Genomic DNA, 2,704 nt, shown 5'->3' with positions numbered 1-2,704 from the left:
CATGGCTCAAGCTCAACGTCTTGCTGGCTTTAATTTTAACATCCTCAAAGACTTGTTTAGAATGAAATAGCCCTGCGACGCAAGCGCTATATTCTAGTGCTGGATGAGTTTCATCATGTTGAGAAAGATGGAGCATGGCATGGAGCGTTGCAGCCATTGGTAGATAATGCTGTATTAGTCATCTTAGTAACAGGAACCGGTGAGCGTGGAGATCGAAAGGAAATTGCTTTTATGCCCTATAAAGCAACTCCTAGCGGTCTTACTCCAGATCTATTAAGTAGTAAAGGTACTGTAGTTATTGAATATACGCGAGGACAAGCACTCAGAGAGGGGGCTATTGTTCCTCTCCATTTTGAATGGGGTGATGGACAGGCTGAATGGATAGACCAACAAGGGCAGAAAAATTCAGTGGAAAGCCTAGCAGAGGCTGGAGACTATAGGGGCATAGCACTTCGCACAGCGCTTAGTACCGGATACGCCGAGCAGTTACTCACAAAGTGTGTTGATAATTGGAAGTCACATAAAAAAGATAATCATAGAGCTAAGCTATTGGTACTCGCGCCATCAATAGCAACAGCTCATCAATATTTGGAGTGGCTGCAAAAGTTAGGAATAAAAGCTTTAAAAGCCACAAGTGATGAATCGAAAGAAGCGCAAACAGCAATTAAAAGATTTAAGAAACACTACAAATACGGAGATGCAAAAGCAGTTGATGCTTTAGTAACAGTGGCAATGGCCTATGAAGGGCTTGACGTTCCGGCAATTACCCATGTTGCCTGTTTAACTAATATCAGAAGTAAGCCTTGGCTGGAACAATCATGGGCAAGGGCTGCGAGAGTCGATCGAGAAGCTGGAGTTTTGAAAAAAACAGGGTTGATTTATCTTCCAGATGACCAGTTGGCTGTGAACTGCGTACAAAAAATAATAGCAGAACAAGAGCCTATTCTCAAGGAAAGAGAATTAAATAGGCGTGACAAGGGCAATGGTGGTAATGGGGAGAATGATGCTAAAAACAAAGAACAGGGATATAATAGTATTATCGCATTAAATTCAAGTTTGACACGCTCAAGAGCATCTGATTTAAGTAACGGGGAAACTGTTGATTATGCTGAAACCGCTATACTTCAATCAACCGCACAGGAGTTTGGAATTAGTGGCAGCACTATAAATCTGAAACGTTTTATGGAGTCGTATAATACACGGCGAATTAGCACTGAAGTTTATGCAGACTCATCAAACCAAGAATCGTTAACCCCAAGTGAAGAGCTGTCGATTATACGAGACAAAATTGAAAATTATGTCCGTTACTATACAGCCAAGAATGGTATGGAGTTCAAAACCATTAATGGGGAAATTGTCAAAGAATTTCGCAAGTCACGCAAAGCAATGGCACTTGAAGAATTGAGGCGGGTGTGGGCATGGCTACAAAGCAAATATCCAATGAACGATTGAAAGCTCACATAGAAACTCTGGGCAATGCAGGCGAACTGAATGCACCTCCTGGATCGCGCCCTTGGGCGATCGCTGTAAGGCTGGAACTGCAATCAGCCTTACATGATGCTGTATTCAATGCTCAACAATTGAAAGCATGGCGCGATTTGATGAAGCAATTCTCTGGCTATCATCAGCTTGTTGACGAGCGTGGACAGCCCTTCAAGACTTATGAGGAACTCTGCAAGGCTAAACCACCATTTGGTTTGGGTTACGAGCCGTCAGATATTGACAAAATCATTCAGGAACTAGCATCACCTAATGGAAAGACGTTTGAGCTTAACGAAGACCAACCTGAAGAACACGGAAGTCCCTCAAAATCTCTTCATGAATTTTCTCAATTGGTTCGACGTTGTGCGGATAATCAGCCTATTAATGCAGCCAAGATTATGCAAGTATTACGTCTCACATCTAGCCCAGCATATATCCGGCAAAAATGCTGGCTAGACTTGGGATGGATTGAACAATTATCTAGTAATAAACGTGGTTATTACCAAATCACCGATCTGGGGCGGAAACTGGTGAAAGATTGGTCAGAAAAAGTTCCATCTAGTAGCCTAAATACCCCTTCATATGTAAAGATTCCTCGCCATAATCCCAAGAGAGCTGGAGAGGCGCTAATTAAAGCTTTGGACTCTGAGCAACTCAGAGAACTTTATACTTTAATCGGAGAATCACTTGCGCTTGACAACAACCCATCATAAAAACTCGGTTTTCTCAACAGCACTTATGCAAGTCGTGCCGTTCAAAGGAATAATTGGCTGAGTTTGAGCGCTGGTTAGAGAACTCAAAAAGCTGTTTTTGTCGTAGATGAGGATGTCATTATCGGTTTCGCTAAAGGTCATCATGCTTGGGATTGCACCGCCATTTAGCAAGATATCGTCGGGGATAGTATTGGCAGAATTTACTGTCAAACTACCTGGATTAGTCGCTGCTGTTGACGGTTGTAAGCTGAGATTTGCGGGCGCGGGAGTCGTGTTATTTGGTTGACTAACAGCAAAAACCGCAAAAAACCCGGTTTTTTTGGTTTGGATGCGTCCCAGACGATAGGATTTAGGGGCGATCGACCTTACAGCCTTAAGGATGTCGCCACTTTGGGGCTGATGACCGAATTTTACCGCCATTTGCGATCGCAGCCAATTAACCCTCTTTTGTCACTCTCGTGGTAGTATAAGCAGTGACACACCCCAAAAGCATTGCCAGTCCTATGGTA

3 protein-coding genes are annotated in these 2,704 nt (G+C 43.2%); 2 read left to right on the top strand and 1 reads right to left on the bottom strand.

The genetic code is table 11. The features are described from left to right. Positions 1-156 precede the first annotated feature (156 nt). Both QUA71_RS29030 and QUA71_RS29025 read left to right on the top strand, forming a co-directional pair. A complete protein-coding gene (locus tag QUA71_RS29030) occupies positions 157-1,452 on the top strand; it encodes a helicase-related protein (protein ID WP_333290453.1) in 1,296 nt (431 codons plus the stop codon). After that, complete coding sequence (locus tag QUA71_RS29025) at positions 1,419-2,195, top strand: hypothetical protein (protein ID WP_333290451.1); 777 nt, start codon at positions 1,419-1,421, stop codon at positions 2,193-2,195. The genes QUA71_RS29030 and QUA71_RS29025 overlap by 34 nt, the downstream gene beginning before the upstream one ends. Here the strand turns inward: QUA71_RS29025 and QUA71_RS29020 are convergent. Beyond that, entirely contained in the window at positions 2,190-2,615 is a 426-nt protein-coding gene (locus QUA71_RS29020; protein WP_333290449.1) for a hypothetical protein, read from the bottom strand. The two genes, QUA71_RS29025 and QUA71_RS29020, sit on opposite strands and share 6 nt — an antisense overlap. Between the last annotated feature and the right edge of the window lie 89 nt (positions 2,616-2,704).

The organism is Microcoleus sp. MON1_C5 (assembly GCF_036701875.1).
GTDB lineage: Bacteria > Cyanobacteriota > Cyanobacteriia > Cyanobacteriales > Microcoleaceae > Microcoleus.
The sequence above is the reverse complement of the archived record's forward strand: the minus strand, read 5'-3'. Positions and strand labels throughout refer to the sequence as shown.